At 64.4% G+C, this 26353-nt stretch carries 25 protein-coding genes; 12 read left to right on the forward strand and 13 right to left on the reverse strand.

Translation table 11 applies throughout. From position 1 onward, the window contains the following. Positions 1-2: 2 nt before the first annotated feature. The 11 genes from secY to FHS69_RS00760 all read left to right on the forward strand — a co-directional run bounded on the left by secY (position 3) and on the right by FHS69_RS00760 (position 9999). Entirely contained in the window at positions 3-1367 is a 1365-nt protein-coding gene (secY, locus tag FHS69_RS00710) for a preprotein translocase subunit SecY (protein ID WP_067464727.1), read from the forward strand. Positions 1368-1398: 31 nt separating this feature from the next. Further along, entirely contained in the window at positions 1399-2046 is a 648-nt protein-coding gene (locus FHS69_RS00715; protein ID WP_067676145.1) for an adenylate kinase, read from the forward strand. A gap of 70 nt (positions 2047-2116) precedes the next feature. Further along, positions 2117-2764: an SRPBCC domain-containing protein gene (locus tag FHS69_RS00720; protein WP_166775766.1), complete on the forward strand. Its 648-nt coding sequence runs from the start codon at positions 2117-2119 to the stop codon at positions 2762-2764. A gap of 85 nt (positions 2765-2849) precedes the next feature. Continuing rightward, a complete protein-coding gene (gdhA, locus tag FHS69_RS00725; RefSeq protein ID WP_094062845.1) occupies positions 2850-4208 on the forward strand; it encodes an NADP-specific glutamate dehydrogenase in 1359 nt (452 codons plus the stop codon). Positions 4209-4490: 282 nt separating this feature from the next. Beyond that, positions 4491-4859, forward strand: a complete 369-nt coding sequence (gene rpsM, locus FHS69_RS00730; RefSeq protein WP_067464710.1) for a 30S ribosomal protein S13 — start codon at positions 4491-4493, stop codon at positions 4857-4859. Between the two features lie 58 nt (positions 4860-4917). Further along, complete coding sequence (gene rpsK, locus FHS69_RS00735; protein WP_006831904.1) at positions 4918-5307, forward strand: 30S ribosomal protein S11; 390 nt, start codon at positions 4918-4920, stop codon at positions 5305-5307. Between the two features lie 107 nt (positions 5308-5414). Further along, positions 5415-6470, forward strand: coding sequence for a DNA-directed RNA polymerase subunit alpha (locus FHS69_RS00740; protein ID WP_067504731.1), 1056 nt, complete (start codon positions 5415-5417; stop codon positions 6468-6470). Between the two features lie 91 nt (positions 6471-6561). Further along, positions 6562-6984: a 50S ribosomal protein L17 gene (gene rplQ / locus FHS69_RS00745; protein ID WP_166775768.1), complete on the forward strand. Its 423-nt coding sequence runs from the start codon at positions 6562-6564 to the stop codon at positions 6982-6984. Positions 6985-7073: 89 nt separating this feature from the next. Continuing rightward, complete coding sequence (locus FHS69_RS00750; RefSeq protein ID WP_166775771.1) at positions 7074-8426, forward strand: serine hydrolase domain-containing protein; 1353 nt, start codon at positions 7074-7076, stop codon at positions 8424-8426. A gap of 134 nt (positions 8427-8560) precedes the next feature. Next, positions 8561-9130, forward strand: coding sequence for a hypothetical protein (locus FHS69_RS00755; protein WP_166775773.1), 570 nt, complete (start codon positions 8561-8563; stop codon positions 9128-9130). 116 nt (positions 9131-9246) lie between these two features. Beyond that, positions 9247-9999, forward strand: a complete 753-nt coding sequence (locus tag FHS69_RS00760; protein WP_166775775.1) for a hypothetical protein — start codon at positions 9247-9249, stop codon at positions 9997-9999. Here FHS69_RS00760 and FHS69_RS00765 read toward each other — a convergent pair. Genes FHS69_RS00765 through FHS69_RS00775 form a run of 3 tightly spaced genes read right to left on the reverse strand, consistent with a single transcriptional unit; the run spans position 9996 to position 12663 of the window. Continuing rightward, complete coding sequence (locus FHS69_RS00765) at positions 9996-10616, reverse strand: trimeric intracellular cation channel family protein (RefSeq protein WP_067504726.1); 621 nt, start codon at positions 10614-10616, stop codon at positions 9996-9998. The two genes, FHS69_RS00760 and FHS69_RS00765, sit on opposite strands and share 4 nt — an antisense overlap. Further along, positions 10613-11314, reverse strand: a complete 702-nt coding sequence (locus FHS69_RS00770) for a PepSY domain-containing protein (protein WP_166775776.1) — start codon at positions 11312-11314, stop codon at positions 10613-10615. Before FHS69_RS00770 ends, FHS69_RS00765 begins: the two co-directional genes overlap by 4 nt. A 14-nt stretch (positions 11315-11328) precedes the next feature. Beyond that, positions 11329-12663: an amidase family protein gene (locus FHS69_RS00775; protein WP_166775778.1), complete on the reverse strand. Its 1335-nt coding sequence runs from the start codon at positions 12661-12663 to the stop codon at positions 11329-11331. Positions 12664-12791: 128 nt separating this feature from the next. Between FHS69_RS00775 and FHS69_RS00780 the strand changes: the two genes are divergently transcribed. Continuing rightward, positions 12792-14483: a dipeptidyl-peptidase 3 family protein gene (locus FHS69_RS00780; protein ID WP_166775780.1), complete on the forward strand. Its 1692-nt coding sequence runs from the start codon at positions 12792-12794 to the stop codon at positions 14481-14483. A gap of 41 nt (positions 14484-14524) precedes the next feature. On the opposite strand, the gene FHS69_RS00785 is transcribed toward FHS69_RS00780, so the two are convergent. From FHS69_RS00785 to FHS69_RS00830, 10 genes are all read right to left on the reverse strand, one after another. Next, positions 14525-15511: a serine hydrolase domain-containing protein gene (locus FHS69_RS00785; RefSeq protein WP_166775782.1), complete on the reverse strand. Its 987-nt coding sequence runs from the start codon at positions 15509-15511 to the stop codon at positions 14525-14527. Positions 15512-15650: 139 nt separating this feature from the next. Continuing rightward, positions 15651-16466: a hypothetical protein gene (locus FHS69_RS00790; protein ID WP_208380051.1), complete on the reverse strand. Its 816-nt coding sequence runs from the start codon at positions 16464-16466 to the stop codon at positions 15651-15653. 61 nt (positions 16467-16527) lie between these two features. Then, positions 16528-17937: a dihydrolipoyl dehydrogenase gene (gene lpdA / locus FHS69_RS00795; protein ID WP_166775783.1), complete on the reverse strand. Its 1410-nt coding sequence runs from the start codon at positions 17935-17937 to the stop codon at positions 16528-16530. 10 nt (positions 17938-17947) lie between these two features. Continuing rightward, entirely contained in the window at positions 17948-19180 is a 1233-nt protein-coding gene (odhB, locus tag FHS69_RS00800; RefSeq protein WP_166775785.1) for a 2-oxoglutarate dehydrogenase complex dihydrolipoyllysine-residue succinyltransferase, read from the reverse strand. Positions 19181-19197: 17 nt separating this feature from the next. Continuing rightward, entirely contained in the window at positions 19198-22029 is a 2832-nt protein-coding gene (locus tag FHS69_RS00805) for a 2-oxoglutarate dehydrogenase E1 component (RefSeq protein ID WP_166775787.1), read from the reverse strand. Between the two features lie 97 nt (positions 22030-22126). Beyond that, positions 22127-23017, reverse strand: a complete 891-nt coding sequence (gene sucD / locus FHS69_RS00810) for a succinate--CoA ligase subunit alpha (RefSeq protein WP_067464667.1) — start codon at positions 23015-23017, stop codon at positions 22127-22129. Further along, positions 23014-23502, reverse strand: coding sequence for a hypothetical protein (locus tag FHS69_RS00815; protein ID WP_166775789.1), 489 nt, complete (start codon positions 23500-23502; stop codon positions 23014-23016). Before FHS69_RS00815 ends, sucD begins: the two co-directional genes overlap by 4 nt. 7 nt (positions 23503-23509) lie before the next feature. Further along, on the reverse strand, positions 23510-24472 hold the full coding sequence (gene mdh / locus FHS69_RS00820; protein WP_067464661.1) for a malate dehydrogenase: 963 nt from the start codon (positions 24470-24472) through the stop codon (positions 23510-23512). Between the two features lie 293 nt (positions 24473-24765). Beyond that, positions 24766-25101 carry a hypothetical protein gene (locus FHS69_RS00825; protein ID WP_166775791.1) on the reverse strand — a complete coding sequence of 112 codons (336 nt, stop codon included), beginning with the start codon at positions 25099-25101 and terminating at the stop codon, positions 24766-24768. Between the two features lie 112 nt (positions 25102-25213). Continuing rightward, the gene (locus FHS69_RS00830; RefSeq protein ID WP_341801628.1) at positions 25214-26302 is read right to left on the reverse strand and encodes a cell wall hydrolase; all 1089 of its coding nucleotides are present in this window, start codon (positions 26300-26302) and stop codon (positions 25214-25216) included. Positions 26303-26353 lie beyond the last annotated feature (51 nt).

Here is a 26353-nt window from a genome sequence, read left to right on the forward strand (position 1 = left end):
TCATGGCATCACGCGCCGACAATATCGCGAGCAATATGAGCCTCGCAAACTTCTCCAAGGCTACCGAGCTGAAGAACCGTATCTGGTTCACCATCGGAGCCCTGATCGTGTTCCGCTTTCTCAGCTTCGTTCCGCTGCCCGGCGTGAACCCGCTGATCCTGAGCGATCTCTACGATCAGACGCGCGGCGGTATCCTCGACCTGTTCAACACCTTCTCGGGCGGCAGCCTCGAGCGCATGAGCCTCATCGCGCTCGGCGTCATGCCCTATATTACCGCCTCGATCGTCGTGCAGCTGGCTGCGGCGCTGCACCCGACGCTGGCCGCACTCAAGAAAGAGGGCACTGTCGGGCGGCAGAAGCTCAACCAGTACACCCGTTACGGTACGGTCTTCCTGTGCGCGATCCAGGGTTGGTTCCTTGCGTCCGGCCTTGAGAGTTTCGGCGCACAAAGCGGAATGCAGGCAGTGGTCGAACCCGGCGTCATGTTCCGCGTCGGCGCGGTCATCAGCCTCGTCGGCGGGACCATGTTCCTGCTGTGGCTGGGCGAGCAGATCACCAGTCGCGGGATCGGCAACGGCGTTTCGCTGATCATCATGGCGGGCATTGTCGCGCAATTCCCGACCTTCGTTTCGAACCTCGGCCAGGGTTATTCGGAAGGCTCGATCCCGACCGGCATCATCGTCGGCCTGATCGTCATGGTCGTCGCGCTGATCCTCGGCATCTGCTTCATGGAGCGCGCGCAGCGTCGATTGCTGATCCAGTATCCGAAGCGCGCGACGCAGCGCGGCATGATGCAGGCAGACAGGTCGCACTTGCCGCTCAAGCTCAACACGGCAGGCGTGATCCCGCCGATCTTCGCCAGTTCGCTGCTGCTCCTGCCGCTGACGATCACGCAATTTGCCGGCAATTCGGTCGACACCGACAGTGCTGCTGGCGGGGTGCTGCAGAGCACGCTGCAATACCTGCAGCACGGGCAGCCGCTGTACATGACGCTCTATGCGATCGGTATCATCTTCTTCTGCTTCTTCTACACCGCGATCGTCTTCAATCCCGAGGAAACCGCGGACAATCTGAAGAAGAACGGCGGCTTCATTCCCGGCATCCGTCCGGGCAAGCGGACCGAGGAATATCTCGATTACGTGCTGACGCGCATCACGGTGATCGGAGCGATCTACCTGACCATCGTCTGCGTGCTGCCCGAATACATGATCGCGCAGACCGGCGTCCCGCTGTTCCTTGGCGGCACCAGCCTGCTGATCGTGGTGAACGTTACGGTCGACACCATCAGCCAGATCCAGTCGCACCTGCTGGCGCACCAGTATGGCGACCTGATCAAGAAAGCGAAGTTGAAGGGACGCCTGCGTTAAGGCACAGCACGGGCGAAGGGGACTTTACGCAATGGATATTATCCTCCTGGGCCCTCCGGGCGCCGGTAAGGGGACGCAGGCCCAGCGCCTCGTCGAACATCACGGGATGCGCCAGCTTTCGACCGGCGACATGCTGCGCGAAACGCGCAAGGCCGATACCGAACTGGGGCGCAAGGTCGCCGACATTATGGATACGGGCGGGCTCGTTTCTGACGAGATCGTCTCGGCCATGATCGACGCCAAGCTGGCCGACATGGGCCCCGATGTCGGCGCGATCTTCGATGGTTATCCACGCACTGCGGCGCAGGCCGACCAGCTCGACGACATTCTTGCCAAGCACGGCCGCAAGCTCGACCACGTGATTGAACTGCATGTCAACGAGGACGCGCTCGTCGAGCGGATTACGGGTCGCTACACCTGCGCCAATTGCGGCGAGGGCTATCACGACGTGTTCAAACAGCCGGCGGAGGCCGGTGTGTGCGACAAGTGCGGATCGACCGAATTCAAGCGTCGTCCGGATGACAATGAGGAAACCGTACGCAAGCGGATGCAGGAGTATCGGGGCAAGACGGCGCCGATCCTGCCCGGATACGAAGAGCGCGGGATCGTCAGCCGCGTCGACGGCATGGCCTCGATCGAGGATGTTACCAGCGCAATCGACGCGGTTCTGACCCGCTGACAGTTCGGGCGGGTTTCAAAGCCCGCCGGTTTGTCCTAGGACCTTTCCCGATGAAGGGGAGGGAGGTCCCATGCGGTTTGCCCATACGATCCTGGCCGCAGCTGCACTCGGCGCTGCGGCGCCGGCAGCGGCCGAAGTCGTCGAAACCAGCTCGCAGGGTTTCGTGACCCAAGACATGGCCGAAGTTGCGGCCAGCCCCATGGAAACGTGGCTCGCGCTGATTCGCCCTGGCCAGTGGTGGAACGATGCGCACACCTGGTCCGCCGACGCTGCGAATATGACGCTGACTCCCCAGGCCGGCGGCTGTTTCTGCGAACGCGTGCCGGGCGAGGATCGCGAAGACGGTTTCTCGCTCGACGGCAGCGTCCAGCACATGCAGGTGATTCAAGCCTATCCGCTCAAGAACCTTCGCATGCGCGGCGGCCTCGGCCCGCTGCAGGGTGAACCCGCCACAGGTGTGCTGACGATCACGCTCGAGGAAGTGGACGGGGGCACGCGCATTCGCTGGGAATATGTCGTTGGCGGCTACATGCGCTATGAGGTGGATACCATCGCCAAGGCAGTCGATGCGGTGATGAGCCAGCAACTCGCTGGCCTGCGCGATCACCTCGGGGGGCTCGACGACGGCGCGGAGGAAGAACCGGCGACAGCGGACCAGCCTGTCGCCGAGGATAGCAGCATCGAGGCGCAGATCGACGCCTTGGGCAGCAAGGAATAGTCAATCCGCAGAGTGCCCGACCACAACGGGCGCCGGGGTCGCGACAATCTACCGGCTCATTCGAGCACAAGGGGGGAATTGCGACATGGCATCCGTTTACGACAGGCACGTGGATCTTCCGACCTTCATGGAAGGAGTGAAGAAGCGCAATCCGGGGCAGGACGAATTCGTCCAGGCTGTCCAGGAGGTGGCGCAGGACGTCTTCGACTTCATCGAAGACAAGGAAGAATATCACGAGGCGCAGATCCTGCGCCGGATCGCTGAGCCTGACCGCATCGTCAGCTTCCGCGTGTGCTGGGAAGACGACAATCACTGCATCCGGGTCCAGCGTGGCTGGCGCGTACAGAACAACAATGCGATCGGCCCCTACAAGGGCGGCATCCGCTTTCACCCCACCGTGAACGAAAGCGTGCTCAAGTTCCTCGCATTCGAGCAGACCTTCAAGAACTCGCTGACAGGCTTGCCGATGGGCGGCGGCAAGGGTGGCGCGAACTTCAACCCCAAGGGCAAGAGCGACAGCGAGGTGATGCGGTTCTGCCAGAGCTTCATGACTGAATTGCAGCGGCATATCGGCCCCGATACCGATGTCCCCGCAGGCGATATCGGCGTCGGCAGCCGCGAGATCGGCTACATGTTCGGCCAGTACAAGCGCATCACCAATCGCTGGGAAGGCGTGCTGACCGGCAAGGGCACCGAATATGGCGGCTCGAAGATGCGCCCCGAGGCGACCGGATATGGCGCGGTTTACTTCATGCAGAACATGCTCAGGCATGCCGGGCAGGATGTCGAGGGCAAGGCCGCGGTCATCTCCGGTTCGGGCAATGTCGCCACGCATGCGGCGGAGAAGATTCTCCAGCTGGGCGGAAAGGTGCTGACGCTATCGGACAGCGGCGGGTTCATCCACGATCCCGATGGCATCGACCAGGAAAAGATCGACTGGGTCAAGCGGCTCAAGAACGAGCGCCGCGGACGCATCAGCGAGTATGCCGACCATTTCACCAATGCCAGTTTCCACGAGGGCAAGCGCCCCTGGGACGTGGAATGCGACCTCGCACTACCCTGTGCAACGCAGAACGAGTTGAACGAGGATGAGGCCCGCGCGCTGGTGGCCAATGGCTGCATCGCCGTGGCCGAGGGTGCCAATATGCCGACCACGCTCGACGGGGTGAAGGTCTTCCATGACGCGCAGCTCATGTATGGCCCCGGGAAGGCCGCCAATGCCGGCGGGGTTGCGGTCTCGGGCCTGGAGATGAGCCAGAATGCCGAGCGCATCAGCTGGAACCACGATCGGCTCGGCCAGATGCTGACCGAGCTGATGGAGGGCATTCACGAGCAATGCGTCGAATATGGCAAGCAGGGCGATTACGTCGATTACGTGCGCGGCGCGAACATCGCCGGCTTCAAGAAGGTTGCGGATGCCATGCTCGCCTTCGGGGTCATGTAAGGGTTTTGACCTTTGCCCGCGCAAGCGCTACAATCGCACCATCAGATGACGTCGCCGCCCCTTGCGGGCGGCCTCGTTCCATCTGCGCGCGCGAGCGGTTGACGCCGCGGGCGAATCCCCCTAAGCGCGCGGTTCATTCGACATTGCGGTGAGTCCGGCAGGCGGCAGCCTTATCTGCCTCTTCCCGGGTCTTTGTGCCAGCAGGTACCGCAAATCTCGATGAATGAGCGATGAGATAGGACCGCCGGACCATTCCGGCACCTGTGGAGCATGGAGAAGTAAGTGGCTCGTATTGCCGGGGTAAACATCCCCACCAACAAGCGCGTTATCATCGCGCTCACCTATATTCACGGTATCGGCCGCACGAAGGCCGTTGAGATCGCCGACAAGCTCGGCATCGATCACGCGCGTCGCGTGCAGGACCTTTCCGACGAGGAAGTCCTCCGCATCCGCGAAACGATCGATGCGGATTTCACCGTGGAAGGCGACCTTCGTCGCGAAACCGCGATGAACATCAAGCGGCTGATGGACCTCAAGTCCTACCGCGGCCTGCGTCACCGTGCCGGTCTGCCCGTTCGCGGCCAGCGCACTCACACCAACGCCCGCACCCGCAAGGGCAAGGCCAAGCCGATCGCCGGCAAGAAGAAGTAAGCTTTCGGTTCGACCGAAACGCTTTTCCCTTCTTGATAGACTGTAAGGAAGACATATCATGGCACGCGAACCCGGCCGCGTAAGGCGCCGCGACAAAAAGAACATTTCGAGCGGCGTCGCGCACATCAACGCCAGCTTCAACAACACGATGATCACCATCACCGACGCGCAGGGCAATGCGATCAGCTGGTCCAGCGCCGGCATGATGGGCTTCAAGGGCAGCCGCAAGTCGACTCCTTATGCCGCGCAGGTCGCCGCCGACGACGCGGGCCGCAAGGCTGCCGAGCACGGCGTGCGCACCCTCGAGGTCGAAGTGAAGGGCCCGGGCTCGGGTCGCGAGAGCGCGCTGCGCGGTCTGGCTGCGGTGGGCTTCACCATCACTTCGATCCGCGACGTGACGCCGATCCCGCACAACGGGGTCCGTCCTTCCAAGCGTCGTCGCGTCTGATCCGTACCTGCCTGGCGGCTCGCTAGCGGGCCGTCGACACACCCTCACGGACCGGACGCTCTGATCAAGAGCGCCGGTCCTGCCCGCATCCGAACCAGGGGATTTCAATGTCCGTCAACATCAAGAACTGGCAGGAACTCAAGAAACCCAATGTCCTTGATATCAAGGATTCCGGCGACAAGGCCCGCAAGGCGACCTTCGTGGCCGAACCGCTCGAGCGGGGCTTCGGCCTGACGCTCGGCAATGCGCTGCGTCGCGTGCTGCTCAGCTCGCTGCAGGGCGCCGCGATCACCTCGATCAAGATCGAAAACGTCCTCCACGAATTCAGCTCGCTTGCCGGCGTGCGCGAAGACGTGACCGACATCGTCCTCAACGTGAAGCAGATCGCGCTGAAGATGGAAGGCGAAGGCATGAAGCGCCTGCAGCTTTCGGCTACGGGCCCGGGTGAAGTCACCGCGGGCGACATCGCCGTTTCGGGCGACATCGAGGTGATGAACAAGGATCTCGTGATCTGCCATCTCGATGACGGCGCGACGCTGAACATGGAACTGACCGCAGACACCGGCAAGGGTTACCGCCCTGCCGTGATGAACCGTCCGGCCGATGCGCCGATCGGTCTCATTCCGGTAGACTCGCTGTATTCGCCGGTTCGCCAGGTGAGCTACAAGGTCGAGAACGCCCGCGTCGGGCAGGAACTCGATTACGACAAGCTCTCGCTGACCATCGAAACCGACGGCACCGTCACCCCGGAAGACGCCGTGGCCTATGCCGCGCGCATCCTCCAGGACCAGCTTACTCTGTTCGTCCACTTCGAAGACGGCATTCCGCAGCCGACCTCGGCCATGATCGGCCAGGCCGCAGAGCCGCAGGAAAGCGACACCAACCAGCTCAACCGTTACCTGCTCAAGAAGGTCGACGAGCTGGAACTGTCGGTCCGTTCGGCGAACTGCCTCAAGAACGACAACATCATCTACATCGGCGACCTGGTCCAGAAGACCGAAGCCGAGATGCTGCGTACGCCGAACTTCGGCCGCAAGTCCTTGAACGAGATCAAGGAAGTGCTGTCGTCGATGGGTCTGCGCCTGGGCATGGATATCCCCGGATGGCCGCCTGAGAACATCGAGGAAATGGCCAAGAAGCTCGAACAGGAGCTGCTGGGCTAAGACCTCGCATACGGGAATGGGCCGGACCCGCAATTCCGGCCCGTACCGGGCTACCTAGAACGGGCCCCTTACGAACGAAGGATGATTTACAATGCGTCACAAGATTTCTGGCCGTAAGCTTCAGCGCAAGACCGGCCACCGCAATGCGATGTTCCGTAACATGGCTGCCGCGCTGATCAAGCACGAGCAGATCATGACTACGCTGCCCAAGGCGAAGGAAATGCGGCCCTACATCGAGAAGCTGATCACGCTGGCGAAGCGTGGCGGCCTGTCGAACCGCCGTCTGGCCATGAGCCGCCTGCAGGACGAAACCCAGCTCAAGAAGCTGTTCGACGTCCTCGCCGAGCGTTACGCGGACCGTGAAGGCGGTTACACCCGCGTGATCAAGGCCGGTTACCGTGGCAGCGACGCCGCGCAGATGGCGGTGATCGAACTCGTCGACCGCGACGAAGACGCCAAGGGCCAGGATTCGGGCCCGGTGCTCAACGAAGAGGTCGAGTTCGAAGAAGCGTAAGCTCAGCGAAGCAAGACAAGCGGGGTCGGACGGGAAACTGTCCGGCCCCTTTTGTTTGCATGACGCAAAAGGCGTGTCACAAGGCGCGCATGATGAGACATGCTTTCGCCGCCGCAGCGCTGCTGGCCGCCGCGCCGCTCGCCGCGCAATCGACCACGCAGGACGATATTTCCGCGCGCTATGACCGCGCGTTGGCGGCAGGCTACAAGGCATTGTTCCTGTGTAGCGCGATCGCCAATGCCGAGCGAAACGGCACGACGCGGACGCCCGAGAGCGTCGCGGCGTGGGAACTGACCGGGATCCAGAGCCCGCTCGACGCAGTGGTGCACGACCTGCCCTATACGATCGATCGCGACAGCGATGGCGAGATCCGGCAGGTGGTCGTCGAGTGGGCCGGCGATATGCCGCCCCGCATCGCGGTGCACGACTCCCGCCGCGGTTGTTCGCAGTTGCCGATCGGTGGTGCGCCGCATCCCATCCGCACGAAGCGGCCCCGGATCAACGTGGAGCACGGCGACCCGGTAGTACCTGTTGGCGCGCTGGCGGCGAGCGTCGAGCAAGCCTTCGGCGAAACGCATGGCAACGGAACGCGCACCACCGCCGTGCTCGTTCAGCGCGGCGGCACCATTCTGGGTGAGCGCTATGCGCCCGGTTTCGGGCCCGCCGTGCCACAGCGCACATGGTCGGTCGCCAAGAGCATTGCTGCGACGCTGGTCGGTGCGGCGGTGCTGGAGGGGCACGCCGAGGTGGGGCGCATCGCCGGACTTGGCTCGGCTCCGAACGACCGTCGCCGCATGATCACCATCGACCACCTTTTGCGCATGGCGTCGGGCCGGTATTCGGACACAGCGGGAAACCGCACCGATCCGCTCTACTACGGCGGGTCGAGCGTTGCGGAAACGGCGCTGCACTGGCCGCTGATCCATGCCCCGGGCAGTGTGTTCCGCTACGCCAACAACGACACGCTGGCTGCGGTCGAGGCCGTGGAACCTTCGTTCGAAACGCAATCGCCCGCTGAATTCTTCGCCCGTCTGGGAATGCACGATACCGTTGCCGAAACCGACTGGCGCGGGGATTATATCCTCTCCAGCCAGGTCTGGTCGACCGCGCGCGACCTCGCGAGGCTCGGCCAGCTCTACCTCGACGATGGCGTGCTGCCTTCGGGTGACCGCGTCCTGCCCGAAGGGTGGGTACAATATGTTTCTTCGCCTGCCGGCCCGCAGCCCGATGGCCCCTTCGGCTATGGTGCCGGCTTCTGGTTGCTCAACGACACGCCAGGCGTTCCTGCCGATGCCTTTGCCGCCATGGGCAATCGCGGGCAGTACATCGTGATCGTACCCAGTCTCGATCTGGTCATCGTGCGTCGCGGGGAAGATCCTGCAGGGCAACGCTTCGACATTGCTGGCTTTACGCGTGACGTCATCGCATCGCTGGACGAATAGCGCGTTCAGGTTTTGGCGATAAAAGCTGAACAATCGCTGTCGCGGGGGTTCAGCCTCACCACACCGCGTATCGTCTAGATCAGTCCTCACAGCCGGGGCAGTCCCGCCGCGGTTCCGATGAGGAGGACCTCGACATGCAACAACTTACGAAGAGCTTCGCGAAGGGTGGGATCGCAACGGCTGCCGTTGGCGCGATGGCGCTGGCAGGCGCAACCCCCGCACAGGCCCGCGACCGCGGCGACGATGGCATTTCGGTCGGCGAGGTAATCGCCGGAGCCGTGATCATCGGTGGTATTGCGGCGATCGCCAGTGCGGCGAGCAAGGATCGCGACCATTATCGCGGCGGCCGTTACTATCGTGACGGGCGTTATTACCGCGATGGCAATGACTACCGCCGCAACGCCTATGCCCGCCGCGGAAACCCGCGTGGCGCCGTCGAGCGCTGCGTCGCCGCCGCGCAAACCGATGCCCGCCGCTACGGCTACCGCTACGCGCAGGTAACCGATATCCGCGACGTCGACGACACCCGCAATGGCTGGCGCGTGAAGGGCAGGATGGTGGTCGACGGACAGCGTGGCTATCGCAATTCGCGCTACGACCGCCGCTACAACGACCGCAGCCGCGATAGTGGCAAGTTCACCTGCTATATCGAGCGTGGCCGCGTCGCGGATGTGAATTACAGCGGGATCCGCGGCCTGCGCTGATCGCTGGCACTGTCCACCACGGGCGGTTCAGGCTTGGTATAGCCTGGGCCGCCCATTATCATGCCACAAGTAATCGCGCGTCGTGGTGGGGGCGCGCCCCAAGGGGGTACCGGACCATGCCGTTCACGAAATCCATTTCCACGCTGCCTGCGCTGCTGGCCGCGGCTTCACTGACCGCAGTGCCTGCGCAGGCCGCCGATATTGCCGTTCCTGCCTCGCCTTCCGCCATGGTTGCCGCGCCCGCCTGGGCTCCGGGCGACGATGATGCCGAAGGCTATCGCCGGTATCGCCATCGCCGCCACCGCGGGGTCGATGCGGGCGATGTGATCGCCGGCATATTGATCCTGGGCGGGATTGCCGCCGTGGCGAGCGCGGCAAAGAAATCGGACGACCGCTACCCGCCGCGCGATGCGCGCTATCGCGAACCGTACAGGCAGGATGCGCGTTATGACGGCGCCCGCGGCCTGGATCGCGCGGCTTCGATGTGCGTCGAATCGATCGAACGCGACGTGCGCGTTGACACCGTCGATTCGGTCAATCGCGACGCACAGGGCTGGACGGTGGTTGGTCGACTTTACGATGGACAGGCGTTCACCTGTTCTATCGGCGCCGACGGCCGGATCGACGCGATCGACTATGGTGCCGGATCGGCGCGCTACGAGACCGGCGGAGAAGACGATTATGGCTATGTCGCGCAGGTCGATGGCCAGCAGGCGGACCGCCAGCATGGCGACGATGTCTATGCTGCGGCCCGCGCACGCAGCGATGCGCCGCAGCCGGCCTACCCCGGCGGTCCGCTTCCGGGCGAGGAAGCCGCGATCGACGGTGATCTGGAATATGGGACGGGCTATCGCAGCGCGGGTGGCTAGTCGCGTCCGTAGGCCGGCAGCGCGAGGTTCCAGCGGATCGCAGCCAGTCGCAGGCCGTATCCCGCTGTTGTTGCGGCAATCCACACCCATTCGCGCCTGATCCCGGCCAGGTCACCCAGCACGGTGACGCTGGCCGACAGCGCAGCGGCGGTTACGTATAGCTCGGGCCGCATGAGGATGGACGGGCGACCCGCGAGCACGTCGCGGATGATCCCGCCAACGCATCCGGTTATGATCCCCATGAAGGCGGCCGAAACCGGCGGCAGGCCGTATTCGATCGCCTTTGCTGCGCCCAGCACCGCGTAGGCAGCGAGGCCGAGCCCGTCGGCGATCGACAGGAAGCGTCCTTCCCACCAGCGCGTCGGCGTGAACCACGCGAACAGTGCAACCGCGAGGCAGACCACCGGGACACGCGCATCCTGGATCCAGAATACTGGCGCGCCGATCAGCAAATCACGCACCGTCCCGCCGCCGACCCCGGTGACGAGCGAGAAGAAGCCCAGCGTCACGAAGGTCTGCCGCTCTTTCGCGGCCACCAGCGCGCCGGTGAGCGCGAAAATCGCAACCCCGGCAAGGTCAAGCCAGTTGAGCAGAGGAGTGAGGACTTCGCTGTTCACGGGGCGCTCGTCCGCGCCCGGCGTCGACGGAACATCAGGATGCAGCCAAAGAACGCCCCGATCGCCGCGAGCGCTGCGAAGAACACCAGCATCGGATGATGCGTGTCCTCGCGCGTCTGCAGATCCATGATGTGCAGTCCCCACATGAAGTCGAACACGCGCCACCAGCGGGTGCGGACCGCCTCGATCTGGCCGGTTTCGGTGCCGATATAGACATGCGTACCATCGGCCAGCGCGACCTGCCAGACCGGCAACGGACGGCGGAAATCGAACGGGACGTCCGCGGCCGCATATTGCGTGGTCGAGATCACGTCGTCGCCCCCGATCACGCCGTCGGCAGCGATCAGTCGCGCTTCAAGCTCGGAGAGCGGGCCCAGCGCGCTGCCATCGGCGCGGTACCTTGCACTGGTGCCGTCCATATAGGCAATGCGCGTGATCGTTTCGCCGCGCTCGACCTGCGTCGTGACCGAGCGCACCGGACGCGTGTTGGCAGCAGGAAGCGAAACCGCAATCTGCGTGTCGGCAGGCAGCGCGGTTTCGGGCACCTGTTTGCGCAAATGCGTGCCGCGCACTTCCTCGATCGGTTTGGCGACCATCACCAGTCCGGTCACGGTCCACATCAGGATCGGCACGCCGACCAGCCAGCCGAGCCAGACATGCCATTTCGCCAGGCTTTGCATGGCACGCTGTGTTCGCATTCGTCGGTGGCTCCCTAGCCGTGCAGTATCGCGCCCATTTCCTCGGCCGCGGCGATGCAGTCGAGATCACCCCATCTGCGCCCGATCACTTGCAGCCCGCAAGGCAGGCCACCGCTTTCACCCACAGGCAGGACGGTGGATGGGAGGCCCGGATAGGTGGCGAGACCCGCCCAGCACAATGCGCTTCCGCCGGGCTGTTCGGTGCCGTCGATTGTCAGCGTACCATCGAAAACACGTCCTTCGCGGTGCGCGACCGCCAGCACGGGAGCCGGCGGGGCAAGGACGAAGTCATAGCTGTCGAACACCTGTGCCCATGCGGCCTCGTTGCGCGCCTGCGTGTCGAGCATGTCGAACCAGTCGGTCGCGCTGGCACGCTTGCCGTCGGGGCCGGGCATGCCGCGCGCCATGGCCACGTTGAGCATGCGCATGTAATCGCCCTGCTGCGCTGCCAGATCGGGTACGAGGTCGCTGGCGCGATCGATCGTCACGCCAGCGCGCTCGAGTTCGGCCGCTGCGGCCTCGATCGGGCCACGCACGGCGCTGTCGGTCGGGCAGGACGGATGGTCGACCAGCAACAGCATCCGGCAGTCGGCCAGCCTGCGGCCACGTGCCTCAAGCGGGACCGCCCGGGTCAGCTCGACCAGCAGGCGCAAATCGGCTGCGTTGCGCGCCAGCGGACCCGCTATCGACAGCGCGCCGTCATGCGCGTCGCGCCCCGCCAGCAGAGGATGATCGTGACCCTGCTTGGAGATGAGGCCCCAGGTCCCCTTGTGCCCCCAGATACCGCAGAAATGCGCGGGTACCCTGACCGACCCGCCGATGTCGGTACCGAATTCGCAGGGAACCATGCCACTTGCCACGGCTGCAGCCGAACCGCCCGATGACCCGCCGGGCGAGTGCGCATGGTCGTGCGGATTGTTGGTGCGGCCGTAGACCGGATTGTTCGATTGCCAATCCGCCAGATCGGGCGGGACATTGGTCTTGCCGAGGATGACCGCACCCGCTGCCTTCAACTGCGCGACCACGCGTGCATCGCGCTGCGCGATGTTTCCGACATGCGCCTCATGCCCCCAGCAGGTAGGCAGGCCCTCGACGTCGAAGCTTTCCTTGATCGTCATCGGCACGCCGAACAGCGGTTGATCGGCTTGCGGGCCCTCGACGGTCATCGCGCGGGCGCGGTCCAGCGCGCGATCGAAATCCGTCACCACCACCGCATTGATATGCGCATCGAGGTGCTCGATCCGCGCAATCGCCGCCTCGACCGCTTCAAGCGGTGTCATCTCGGCCCTGCGGATCGCGGTTGCGGTTTCGATAGCACCGGGTTTGTCCGTCAGCGTGGGATAGGCCATACAGTCTCCTCTATCGCAGCCAATGTCGGATAAGCGCGGGGCGTGGTCAATCGCGCTCTTGCGCCGGACACATCCGCGCAGCATGGCGTATTTCCGTTATGACGATGACAGTCTTTGGAGGACTTCCCATGCGCCGCGCCATCCTGCCCCTGCTGCTTGCCAGTGCCGCCTGCATCGGCTGCGCTCCGACCATCAGTGAAACCGGTGTCCGCTCGGCCGCGGCACCCGCCGATGCAGCCGCGGACGATTACGATCTGCGCGCGCAATACGCCAAGCTGGCGACCATCGAAATGACCCCCGACACCAGCTTCCTTACCGAGGAAGAGCGCGAGGTGGTGAACCTGCTGATCGAAGCCAGCGGTTACATGGACGAGATCTACTTGCGCCAGCGTGGCGTGCAGCTGCCCCAGTTGCGCGAAACGATCTCGCGCAGCCGCAGGGCCGATCGCGACCTGCTAGTGGCGATGTTTGATCGCAATTTCGGTCCGTGGGACGAGGTCGCCGAACTGCGGCCCTTCTGGGGTACACAGCCCATGCCCGAAGGAGCCGGCTTCTATCCCGCCGACCTGACCCGCGAGGAATTCGACGCCTATCTGGCAGCCAATCCCGATCAGCGCGAGGCCCTAACCAGTCCCTATACGGTGGTTGAGCGGCGCGGCGACGGCTTCGTCGCGGTGCCCTATTCGCAAGCCTATCGCGAATGGCTGGTTCCAGCGGCGCGCCTGCTTGAACAGGCTGCCGAACGCACATCCAACCCGAGCCTCAAGCGGTTCCTTTCGCTGCGTGCGAGAAGCTTCCTGAGCGACGACTATTTCGAAAGCGAGATGGCGTGGATGGATCTGCAGGATACGCCGATCGAGGTCGCGATCGGTCCCTACGAGGTCTACACCGACCGGCTTTACGGCACCAAGACTGCGTTCGAGAGCTTCGTCACCCTGCGCAATCCCGAGGAAAGCGCGGCGTTGGCAAAGTACAAGAATTACCTCCGCACGATGGAGGAGAGCCTCCCGATCCCCGACGAGCACAAGAACTTCCAGCGCGGTTTCGAAAGCCCGATCGCGGTGGCCGACCAGGTGCATGGCGGTGGCGACAATGTACCGGGTACGCAGACCATTGCCTTCAACCTGCCCAATGACGAGCGGGTGCGCGAAGCCAAGGGCGCGAAGAAGGTGATCCTCGCCAATGTGCTCGGGGCGAAATACGACCGCATTCTCGCGCCCATGGCGGATGTCGTGCTGAAGGACGACCAGGCGGCGCTGGTGGCGGAGAAATACATGGAAGCCAACACGCTGTTCCACGAACTGTCGCACAGCCTCGGGCCGGGCACGATCACCGTCGACGGGCGACAGACCACGGTGAACGCGGAATTGCGCGACCAGTATTCGGCGCTCGAGGAGAGCAAGGCCGATGTGATGGGCATCTGGAACATCCTGCTGATGATGGAAAAAGGCGAGATTCCCGCGAGCGAGAAGCCGCAGCTGTTCTCGACCTATTTCACCGGCCTGTTCCGCTCGATGCGCTTCGGCACCGAAAGCGCGCATGGCCGCGGCGCCAAGCTGCAATATGGCTATTTGCAGCAGAAGGGGGCGTTCGCCTGGGACGATGCAGTGCAGCGCTACACGGTGGATTACGCAGCGATGGAAGCGGCCATCCGCGACCTGCTCAACGCGCAGCTGATGCTGCAGGCGAAAGGCGACTATGCAGGGACGATAGCGTTCTTCGATCGCTACGCCGTCCTCGATGCCGCCGCGCAATCGCGCTTCGCCGCGATGGACGACATCCCGGTCGATATCGCTCCGGTCTATCCCGACGAGGTGTAGGGAGCGGCGGGCGGAGCGATATTCCGCCCCGGATTCCTGCGCTACTCTAGCTCGCCGCGGGCCATGGCGAGTAGCGACTGGCCGAGCGTGTTGGCGGCACCGCCGTTCAAATTGGCGAGCACGACGACGGTAATGTCGCGATCCGGGTCGTGCGCAAGGTAGGCGTTGAAGCCTTCGATCCCGCCGCCATGCCAGACCAGCGTGCCGCTATCGTCTTCGGTGCGGATGACCCCGAGCCCGTAGGTCGATCCGGGGATCGCAGCGACTCCCGGCGCGGTCATCTCGGCAAGGCTCCGCGCGTCGAGCAGGTGGCCGCCGAAGAGGCCACGTTGCCACGCGAGCAGGTCATGCGTGGTCGAGTAGATGTTCCCGCCGCCCTGCGGGATGCTCATGTCGACATGGTCGGCATTCACGATGCCCTGCTGCGAGGGCGAGTAGCCCGCGGCGCGGTGCGGGAGGATTTCCTCACTCCGGTCGATCCCGGTGTTGTCCATGCCCAGCGGCGTAAAGATGTTTTCAGCCATGAAGGCGTCCAGCGATTGGCCGCTGACCTCTTGGGCGACCGCTGCTAGGACCATGTAGCCCGAATTCGAATAGGACCATTTCTCGCCCGGCGCGAAGTTGAGCGGTTTGTCCGAAAAGCGCGCAAGCAGCGCATCAAGCGTGGTGGGCAGATACTTCCACGTGCCGAAATCGTCAAAATCGGTGAGGTTCGGAATGCCCGAGGTGTGCTGCAACAGGTGGCGCAGCGTGATCGCATCCCAGCTTGCGGGACTTTCGGGCAGATAGGTGCGGACTGGCTGGTCGATGTCGAGCAGGCCGCGCTGCTGGAGCAGCAGGATGGATGCAGCGGTGAACTGCTTGGTGACCGAACCGATGCGGAACTTGGTATCGGTCGTGTTGGCGATCTTCCATTCGAGGTCCGCGGAGCCATAAGCCTTGTCGAACACCACCTCGCCATCCACAGCGACGAGCGCGGCACCCATATAGGCATCCTCCGCGGCTGACGCGGCAACGAGCGCATCCATGCGGGCGGGGTCCTGTGCTGCGGCGGAATTGCCCGCCAGAAACAGGGCGAGCGATGATAGGGCGAGAGCCGCCCGGCGAGTTGCAAGCATAGGAGCTCCCTCGTGATTTAGTGTAATAATACACCAAATCTCTGCGGGTTCAACTGGGGGAGTCTGATCTGTTCGCGGGGCATCTGCCCGGCGTGGCGGCCAGCCCGAGTGCGAAGCCGTAACCGATGATCGGCGCGGCGCCGTAGCCGATGAGCACGCTGGGATAGTTCGAGACAATCGCCGCCAGCGAGAAGCCGAACAGAGACCCGGCGAGTGCGTGGCGCGCGCGTTTTTCGGCGGGCAGGGCATGCGCGAACAGCACGAAAGCCACGAGCAGCGATGCGCCGAGGCCCAAAGCTGCCAGCCGCTGCTGCAATGCGAGGTCGACCAGCACGCGTTCGACGAAAGGTTGCGCGGGCAGTTCGCCGCGCAGGCCCGCAATGATGCTGGCGAAAAAGGCGATCCCGGCAACGGGGACCAGGCGCCAGTCGCGCGTCGCATTGTAGAGCCCGACGGCTGCCAGCATGACCGCCAGCCCGGTCGCGGCGTCGGGCTGCAAGCTGGCCGCGAGCAGCGCGGCTAGCAGGATTGGCGGGGCGTAGTCATCGTCGCGCGCTGCCAGCACGACAAGCGCGGGGAGGGTAAGCGCCCCCGCGTGCAGCGCGACCGGCCCCAATGGGAGCCAGCGCGCGATGCTATTGACATGGGGCCCGGTCAGCAGCGGGACGTAAAGCGAAAGCAGCAGCAGGACGGCGAGGATACGGCACTGCCGGTCCGACAGCCGCACCCGCAGGAATGCTATCGCCGCAAGCCCGATAGCCAGCGTGAGGCCGTTGCCGGCACCATAGGCGAGCGGCGCGCCGGAAAGGACAAGGAACGCCAACCCCGCCAGCACGGGGATACCGAGCGCAATGGCACAAACCATGCGCCCGGCCATTCAGCGGCCTTCACGCGATACGGGAAGGGTCGCTGCATCCTCCATGCGATCAGACGTGGATTGGCTTGCCCTGAACCGCCATCGCGGCTTCCTTGATCGCTTCCGAATGCGTCGGATGCGCGTGGCAGGTATAGGCGATGTCCTCGCTCGTCGCGCCGAATTCCATCGCTTGCGTGGCCTGCGCGATCATCGTTCCGGCGACGCTGGCGATCGCCCATACGCCGAGCACGCGATCGGTTTCGGCTTCGGCGATGACCTTCACGAAACCTTCCGGCTCGTGGTTGGTCTTGGCGCGGCTGTTGGCCATCATCGGGAACTTGCCGACCTTCACCTTGGACTTGTCGCCCAGCTTCTCGATCGCTTCTTCCTGCGTCAAGCCGACGCCGGCGAATTCGGGCCAGGTATAGACCACGCCCGGGATGAGATCGTGGTTCACGATGCCCGTCTGGCCGGCAATGTTTTCGGCACAGGCAATGCCTTCGTCTTCGGCCTTGTGCGCGAGCATCGGGCCGGGGACCACGTCGCCGATCGCCCACACGCCATCCACCTTGGTGCGGAAGTCGTGATCGATCTCGATTTGGCCGCGCTGGTTGGTTTCTAGCCCGATGTTCTCGAGGCCGAGCCCGTCGGTGTTCGGACGACGCCCGATCGAGACGAGCACACAATCGGCTTCCAGTTCCTCGCTGTCGCCACCCGCTGCGGGTTCGAGCGTGAGCGTCGCAGTCTTGCCCTTCACGGTGCAGCCGGTGACCTTGGTCGACAGACGCAGCTCCATGCCCTGTTTCTTGAAGATCTTGCCCGCTTCCTTGCGGACGTCGCCATCCATGCCGGGCAGCAACGCATCGAGATATTCGACCACCGTCACTTCGGCGCCCAGGCGCCGCCAGACCGAACCCAGTTCGAGCCCGATAACGCCGCCGCCGATGACGACCATCTTCTTGGGCACCGACGCCAACTCGAGCGCACCGGTGGAATCGACCACCACCTGCCCGTCATTGTCGACCTCGACACCGGGGAGCGGGGTAACCGAGGAGCCGGTGGCAATGATGATGTTCTTGGCGGTAACCGTCTCGTCGCCCACCTTGACCGTATGCGCGTCCTGGAACGTGGCGTGGCCGTTCTTCCAGTCGACCTTGTTCTTCTTGAACAGGAAGGCGACGCCCTTGGTCAGCCCCTCGACTGCATCGCGCCGCTGCGCGTGCATCTTGTCGAGATTGAGCTTGGGCGAAACCTCGATGCCCATGTCGGCCATCGCGCCATTGCTGGCGGCGTCGAAATATTCGCTCGCGTGGAGCATCGCCTTCGAGGGGATGCAACCGACGTTGAGGCAGGTTCCGCCCAGCGTTTCGCGGCTTTCGGCGCAGGCGGTCTTGAGCCCCAGCTGCGCTGCGCGGATTGCGGCGACATAGCCTCCGGGGCCAGCGCCGATGACGAGGACGTCGTAGTCGTATTCAGCCATTATTCTTTCCTCAAAGGTCGATCAGCATCCGGGTCGGATCTTCGATCGCTTCCTTGATGATCTTGAGTGCAGTGACAGCTTCGCGGCCGTCGATCAGGCGGTGGTCGTAGGACAGCGCGATATACATCATCGGACGGATGACGATCTCGCCATTCACGACGACGGGACGGTCCTCGATCCGGTGCAGGCCGAGAACGGCGCTCTGCGGCGGGTTGATGATCGGGGTGGACATCAGGCTGCCGAACACGCCGCCGTTGGAAATGGTGAAGGTACCGCCCTTCATGTCGTCCATCGTCAGCGTGCCTTCCTTGGCGCGCTTGCCGAAATCGGCGATGTCCTGTTCGATCCGGGCGAAGCCCTTGTCCTGCGCGTCACGGATGACCGGGACGACGAGGCCGTTGGGAGCCGACACGGCAACCGAGATGTCGACATAGTCGTGGTAGACGATCTCGTCGCCCTCGATATAGGCATTGACCGCGGGCACGTCCTTCAGCGCGAGGCAGGCAGCCTTGGCGAAGAAGCCCATGAAGCCCAATCGGATGTCGTGCTTCTTGGCGAACAGGTCCTTGTACTTGCTGCGCGCTTCCATCACCGCCGACATGTCGACATCGTTGAACGTCGTCAGCAGTGCTGCATTGTCCTGCGCGCCCTTGAGGCGCTTGGCGATCGTCTGGCGCATGCGCGTCATCTTGACGCGTTCCTCGCGGCGCTCGCCCGCGCCTGCCGCGGGCACGCCGGAAGCGGCTGCGGGAGCCGATCCGCCATCCTGCTTGGCCTTGGCGGCGGCGATGACGTCTTCCTTGGTCAGGCGACCGTCCTTGCCGGAGCCCTTGATCGTCGAGGGATCTACACCGTGTTCGAGCACCGCGCGGCGCACCGCGGGCGAGAGCGTCTGCGCAGCATCCGAAGAGGCGGCGGGGGCGGGCGTATCGGCGCGCTCCTGCTTGCCCTCGGCGCGTTCTTCCTGCGCACGGCCGGCCTCGGCGCCTTTGGCGGCGGGCGCGGCGCCTTCCTCGATCACCGCAATGACCGCCTCGACCTCGACGGTGTCGCCGACCGCGACCTTGAATTCCTTGATCACGCCCGCGACGGGCGAGGGCGCCTCAACGGCGACCTTGTCGGTCTCGAGGCTGATGATCGGCTCGTCTACCGCGACGGCATCGCCGACGTTCTTGAGCAATTCGCCGACGGTCGCTTCGGTGACCGATTCACCCAGCGTGGGAACTTTGACTTCGGTGGCCATAATCTCGCTTTCCCGGATTACTTGCAGTCACTGCGGACGTTGGGCGCTTCGCCGTTCAGTCCGAGTGCGATATTGACGAGGGCTTCCTGCTGCACCTGATGGCGGCTGGCGTAACCCGTGGCGGGCGAGGCAGCGACCTCGCGACCGGCGTAGCAGGGGCGCATGCCCGTCTTGCCCGCGGCCTCGGCGGCCTCTTCGATCAGGCGATCGACGAAGAACCACGCGCCGTTGTTCTTCGGCTCTTCCTGGCACCAGACGATCTGTTCCAGATTGGTCATGCGCTTGAGGCGCACGGCCAGCGGCTCGCCGGGGAAGGGATAGAGCTGTTCGATCCGGACGACCGAAACGTCTTCCAGCCCGGCTTCGTCGCGGCGCTGCATCAGGTCGTAGGCAACCTTGCCGCTGCACAGCACGAGCCGCTTGACCTTTTCGTCGGCGATCTCGGTCATGTCGGACTTGATCCGCATGAAATGCTGGTCGCCCATGAATTCGGCGGCAGTGGATTTCGCCAGCGGATGGCGCAGCAGGCTCTTGGGCGTCATGATCACCAGCGGCTTGCGGAACGAACGCCGCATCTGCCGCCGCAGCACGTGGAAATAGTTCGCCGGCGTGGTGATGTTGCAGACCTGGATGTTGTCGTTTGCGCACAGCTGCAGGAAGCGCTCGAGCCTGGCCGAGCTGTGCTCGGGGCCCTGGCCTTCGTAACCGTGCGGCAGCAGCAGCACGAGCCCGTTGGCACGCAACCACTTGACCTCGCCTGCGGCGATGAACTGGTCGATCATGATCTGCGCGCCATTGGCGAAATCGCCGAACTGCGCTTCCCACATCACCAGGCTTTTCGGGTCCGCCATTGCAAACCCGTATTCGAAGCCGAGCACGCCATATTCGGACAGCGGGCTGTCATAGACCTCGAACTTGCCGTGCGGCAGCGTGGTCAGCGGAATGTATTTGTGCTCGTCCTTCTGGTCGACCCACACCGCATGACGCTGGCTGAAGGTACCGCGACCCGAATCCTGGCCCGACAGGCGCACACCGTAACCTTCGGTCACGAGGCTCCCGAAAGCGAGCGCTTCAGCGGTCGCCCAGTCGAAGCCTTCGCCCTTGGAGAACATGTCCTCCTTGGCCTTGATCACGCGGCCCAGCGTCTTGTGGATCGTCAGGTCGTCGGGCACCGTCGTCAGCGTCCGACCGAGGCTGTCGAACAGCTTCTTCTCGATCGCTGTCTCGACGTTGCGGCGCGCGGTTTCCGGATCTGCCGGCTTGTTCATGCCCGCCCAGCGGCCACCGAACCAGTCGGCCTGGTCGGGCTTGTAATCCTTGGCCTCGGCGAATTCCCTCTCGAGGTGATCGGTGAATTCGGCGATCAGCCCGTCGGCGAAGCCCTTCTCGATCACGCCTTCTTCCTCGAGCCGCGCGGAATAGATCGCGCTGACCTTGGGATGCTGGCGGATCTCGTCATACATCAGCGGCTGGGTGAACTTGGGCTCGTCGCCCTCGTTGTGCCCGAAGCGGCGATAGCACCACATGTCGATCACGATGTCGCGGCCGAAGGTCTGGCGGTATTCGACCGCCAGCTTGCAGGCGAAGGTAACGGCTTCGGGATCGTCGCCGTTGACGTGCAGGATCGGCGCCTGGACGCCCTTGGCGACATCCGAGGGGTAGGGCGACGAACGCGCGAACTGCGGGCTCGTGGTGAAGCCGATCTGGTTGTTGATGACGAAGTGCAGGCAGCCGCCGGTGTTGTAGCCGCGCACGCCCGAGAAGCCGAGACATTCCCACACGATGCCCTGACCGGCAAAGGCCGCGTCGCCGTGAAGCAGGACGGGCAGGACCTGCTCGTGCTGCTTGAGATCGTCGCGGATCGCCTGCTGTGCGCGGCTCTTGCCGAGCACGACCGGGTTGACCGCTTCGAGGTGGCTGGGGTTGGGAACCAGCGACATATGCACATTGATGCCGTCGAATTCGCGATCGGTGCTGGTGCCGAGGTGGTATTTCACATCGCCCGAACCGCCGACGTCGTCGGGATTGGCGCTGCCGCCCGAGAATTCGTGGAAGATCACCTTGTACGGCTTGCCCATGACGTTGGCGAGCACGTTCAGGCGGCCGCGGTGGGCCATGCCGTAGATGATTTCGCGCACGCCCAGCTGGCCACCGTATTTGATGACCGCTTCGAGCGCGGGGATCATGCTTTCGCCGCCATCGAGGCCGAAGCGCTTCGTGCCGACGTATTTCTTGCCGAGGAACGCCTCGTACTGTTCGCCGCGGATCACCGCTGCGAGGATGGCCTTCTTGCCTTCCTCGGTGAACTGGATGGTGTCTTCGGGGGTCTCGAACTTGTCCTGCAGGAAACGGCGTTCTTCCGTATCCGTGATGTGCATGTATTCGAGGCCGACATTGCCGCAATAGGTTGCGCGCAGTGCGTCGTAGAGCTCGCTGACCTTGACCCATTCGAAGCCGAACACGCCGCCGACATAGACTTCGCGCGCTTCCTGCCCGTCGAAACCGTGCCATTCGAGCGTCAGGTCCTCGGGCACTTCACGATGCGACAGGCCGAGCGGGTCGAGATTGGCCGCAAGGTGGCCGCGCACGCGATACAGCCTGACGAGCAGCATGGCGCGGATCGAATCGTCCGCCGCCTGCTCGATCGCCTTGGGGTCGAGCTGCTTGCCGGCTTTCTCGGCCGCCTGCGCAACCGCCATGCGCATCTGCGTGGGGTCGAGCGCGGCGGTCAGGTCCGCACCGCTGTCGACCACTTCCGCGAGCCACTTGGGATTGCCCCAGCTGGGGCCCTGCTGCGGTGCTTCCTGGTCGCCCAGTTCGGGGAGGAAATCGTGGCTTTCGTTACCCATTCGGGTCACCTTTTCACGCCGACCGGCTGTCGGCTCATAATGGCAATGCCTGAGCTACGCGGACGGTCCCGCTGCGCGAGACCGTCCGCGCCAGCGATCAGGCGTTTTCCTTCAGCATCGCGTCGAGCGTGGTGCCGAGTTCGCTCGGGCTCGGCGAGACGCGGATGCCCGCGGCTTCCATCGCGGCGATCTTGTCGTCTGCGCCGCCCTGGCCGCCCGAGACGATCGCGCCGGCGTGGCCCATGCGGCGGCCCGGAGGCGCCGTGCGGCCCGCGATGAAGCCGACCATTGGCTTCTTGCGGCCCTTGGCGGCTTCCTGCTTGATGAATTCGGCGGCTTCTTCCTCGGCGCTACCGCCGATCTCGCCGATCATGATGATCGATTCGGTTTCCTCGTCGTCGAGGAACAGGTCGAGCACGTCGATGAAATTGGTGCCGTTGACCGGGTCGCCGCCGATGCCGACCGCGGTGGTCTGGCCAAGGCCGACCATGGTGGTCTGGTGGACGGCTTCATAGGTCAGCGTGCCCGAACGCGAGACGACGCCGACGCTGCCCTTCTTGAAGATCGAACCCGGCATGATGCCGATCTTGCATTCGCCGGGGGTCAGGACGCCGGGGCAGTTCGGGCCGATGAGGCGCGACTTCGAACCCTGCAGCGCGCGCTTGACGCGCACCATGTCGAGCACGGGGATGCCTTCGGTGATCGCCACGATCAGCTCGATTTCGGCATCGATCGCCTCGAGGATCGAATCCGCAGCGAAGGGTGGCGGAACGTAGATGCACGAAGCGGTCGCGCCGGTTTCGGCCTTGGCTTCGGCGACGGTGTCGAACACGGGCAGGTCGATATGCGTCGTGCCGCCCTTGCCGGGGGTAACGCCCGCGACCATCTGCGTGCCGTAGGCGAGCGCCTGCTGCGTATGGAACGTGCCGGTATCACCGGTCATGCCCTGCGTGATGACTTTCGTGTCTTTGTTGACGAGGATGCTCATTCGGCGCTCTCCTGGGGAAGTGAAGTAATTTCGAAACGGGCTAACGGGCGTTTCGCATCGCCCGCGGGATCGACGCGGACAGCCTTGTCCGCATCGTTCCAGAAATAGCTGTAGCCGTCCTGCCTCTCGGGCATGCCGATTTCCTGCGACACCGCCTGCAACAGTGTGCCGTAATCGCCGGTGGACTCCAGATAGGCCTGCACGACGCAACTTTTGTCGCGTTCCTGCTCAGTCGCAACGACGATCCTCACGCGGTCACTCCCGGCCTCATAGACGCCATGCACGACCACGCCCGACCGGGCGCCGCGGCGCCTGGCCAGTTCCCAGCCCGCTGCGGGCAGCCGGTCGGGATGAATCCGGTCGACTTCGGTGATCGCCTTGCAGGCGGCGATCGCATTGGCGACCTCGCCTGCCTGGCCGGGCACGTCCTGCGCGAGCGCCGGGGCGGCGAACGCGAGGACGGGCAGCAGGATCAGCTTGCGCATGAAGAGGTCAAGCCAGCGAGCCGTCGAGGCCCTTGCAGGCTTCGAGCAGTTCCTCGACCGCGTCGGTCGAGACCTTGAGGTTGGCCTTTTCCTCGTCGCTGAGTTCGATTTCGACCACTTCCTCGGTGCCGCCCGCGCCGATCACGGTGGGGACGCCGACATAAAGGCCGTCGAGGCCGTACTTTCCATCGACATAACTCGCGCAGGGCAGGATGCGCTTCTGGTCGCCGAGATAGGCTTCGGCCATCGAAATCGCGCTGGTGGCGGGGGCGTAATAGGCCGAGCCGTTGCCGAGCAAGCCGACGATCTCGCCGCCACCCTTGCGCGTGCGATCGACGATCTCGTCGATGCGGCTTTCCGACACGCCCTTGATCTTGGCGTAATCGTTGACCGGGATGCCGTTGATCGTGGTGTAGCTGGTGACGGGGACCATGGTGTCACCGTGGCCGCCGAGGACGAAGGCGTTGACGTCCTTGACCGAGCAGCCGAATTCCCACGCGAGGAAGGTTGCGAAGCGCGCACTGTCGAGCACGCCGGCCATGCCGACGACCTTGTTGTGCGGCAGGCCGCTGAATTCGCGCAGCGCCCAGACCATCGCGTCGAGCGGGTTGGTGATGCAGATCACGAAGGCGTCGGGACAGTTGTTCTTGATGCCTTCGCCGACGGCCTTCATCACCTTGAGATTGATGCCGAGCAGGTCGTCGCGGCTCATGCCGGGCTTGCGCGGCACGCCTGCGGTGACGATCACAACGTCGGCGCCAGCGATGTCGGCATAGTCATTGGTTCCGGTGATCTTGGCGTCGAAGCCTTCGATCGGGCCGCACTGCGACAGGTCCAGCGCCTTGCCCTGCGGCATGCCTTCGGCGATGTCGAACAGGACGATGTCGCCCATTTCCTTCTTCGCCGCGAGGTGGGCGAGGGTGCCGCCGATCATGCCGGCGCCGATGAGGGCGATTTTCTTGCGTGCCATGGAAGCTGGGATCCTTGTTCCTGCCGTGCGGGACAGTGTTGATACCCGGACCGATAGCGGGCCATGCTTCACGTGTCCCGCAAAGGAGGCACGGCACCCGGTCGATTGCGAATGCGCCCTAGGCCCGCGCCGGAGCGATTGCAACCGCCAATGCTGTAAGGGTGAAAACTATGTATGCAAATGCTTCGCAATTGCGATAGTGTGGGGTTTTCAGGCATTTGCGTCCAGCTTGCGCTAAGCACGGCTGGTCGGTTTCTGGGCCAGCGGACAGCGTATGGCCGGGGGCTCGCCGGTTAGTGGATCAGCGGATCGTCGATCCCGAACGCGCGCTCGCACTGGCGCGCCATCCTGCCGTCGAGCGTGCGACAGATTTCGATCCACCAGCGTGAGGCCGGCTCGTCACCTGCGTCATAGGCGCGCTCGGCCTGCAGGCGCGCGACCTGCGCGGCGCGCAGCCCGTGTTCGGCAAAATGGCGCAAGGCCGCGCGCGTGGTCTGGTCGAACGGGTCTGTCGGTAGCCGCGCCGCATCGCCATTGTCGTTCGCGGCCCGCGACAGCGCCTTGCGCGCAAGCGCGCGGGCGATCGGCGAATGGGCGGCGGAACGGGCGGCGGCGAAGTGGAGGGGCATGCGACGGGACCTCTTCAGGCTGCTGGGGTTTGGCCTTCCTAGCTGCGCCCCGCCTAAGCCTTGGTTCCGCGATATGGTTGTGCGATCGTAAAGGTCTGCGCGCGCGCTTCCCTTAGTCGGACTTGCCCGGCTCCGCGATCCAGCGACCCGAATTGGCATATTCCTCGCGCACGCGGCCCGATTGCGGCAGCTTTCCGCTGGCTTGCTGCGCTGAACCGGCCGGCGCGCCGACCGGAGGCTGAGGCGTGGAGCCGAGCCCGATCGTCGCATTGGCGGGCGGCGCGGGATCGACCGGGCCGGGTGTCGACGCTCCCGCCTGCGCGACGTTCGGTGCGGCCAACGGCTCGCTCCCCGCATAGGCATCGGTAAAGGCCCCTGCCGTGCCCGCCCCGCCGCGCCAGCGATAGAAGCGATGCGCGCCGATCGAGCGGATGAAATCGAGGCTCGCCGCCCAATAGGGGTTCACGTAATGCGTGTGGTAATGCGTCGCGAGACCGATCGGGCGATAGACCTCGCCCGCCAGCGCGGCGAGTGCGACCGATTGCGCCACCGCCCAGCCACGGCGCGAAGGCCTGCGACCAAGCGATCCGTCGCAGGTAAAGCTGAACTGGCACCCGGTGGTTCGTTCCGATCCCTGGAACACCACACCGCACACGCTGGCGGGGTAGGCGGGGTGCGCAACGCGATTGAGCACCACCTGTGCCACCGCCTGCTGCCCTGCATGGCTCTCGCTCGCGGCTTCGTAATAGACCGCCATCGACAGGCATTGCAGCGCGCGTGCCTTGTCGAGCCCGCTGCCCGTCTGGCGGAAGGCCTGCGCGGCGGTGCCCGCGCCATGGCTTTCGGCGAACTCGACGGTCTCGAGCGGGGTCTCGTCCGCGCGCAGCGCGTCGAGGTCCATCGCCAGGCGCGGCGCGTCCTCGAGATAGTAGAAGGCCGATCCGGGAAAGCTCTGCCCGGGAGTTTCGAACGGCATGGCGGTCAGCGCGACGCGTTCTTCCTCGATCCCCAGCGCGGTGCGGAAATCGCCCCATTCGCCTTGCGCCGCGACGGTCGGAAGCGCGATCGCGCCAGCCAGCAGCGCGCCCCGCCCGGCCATTTGTCGCCGACGGTTGCGCCGTTCCGCCTTGCGCCGCGCATAGGGCGAAAGCGTGCGGCGCGCGCCTGTACCATGCCATGCTGCGGATGCGGGGGTCGTCACCGGAAAATCCTGCCTCGTTCGTCGCCGATATAGGGCTGCATGGCGCGATGT

It is taken from the genome of Qipengyuania flava (assembly GCF_011762005.1).
In the GTDB taxonomy this organism is placed as follows: Bacteria; Pseudomonadota; Alphaproteobacteria; order Sphingomonadales; family Sphingomonadaceae; genus Qipengyuania; species Qipengyuania flava.